The organism is Shewanella sp. S1-49-MNA-CIBAN-0167, assembly GCF_040310145.1.
Classification (GTDB): Bacteria; Pseudomonadota; Gammaproteobacteria; order Enterobacterales; family Shewanellaceae; genus Shewanella; species Shewanella psychromarinicola.
Window position 1 is genome coordinate 1 of sequence record NZ_JBEOPO010000544.1, and the last position, 229, is coordinate 229.

At 59.8% G+C, this 229-nt stretch carries 1 protein-coding gene; it reads left to right on the forward strand.

Annotation, left to right across the window (positions count from 1 at the left end; translation table 11 throughout):
• Nucleotides 1-28: 28 nt before the first annotated feature.
• Nucleotides 29-229, forward strand: a 201-nt coding sequence (locus AAEZ00_RS22355) for a peptide arginase family protein (protein WP_351090259.1), incomplete at its 3' end; no start/stop codon positions are given.

Here is a 229-nt window from a genome sequence, read left to right on the forward strand (position 1 = left end):
GTGTGAGACATTACGCGAGTAACCCACCATGGCGCACACGAAGACCAACATTGCTGGCAAGGACGTCTACATCGTCGAATCGCACCATCACGTCTTGCAATCGTGGGGGGAAATCCGTCGGGCCTTGTCGGCCGCACCGGTACTCCTCACGCTCGATCATCACACCGACACCTACGAACCGTTCTACCGGCACTTGTTCGACGCCACGCGCCGGCAGTCGGGTGAGGCT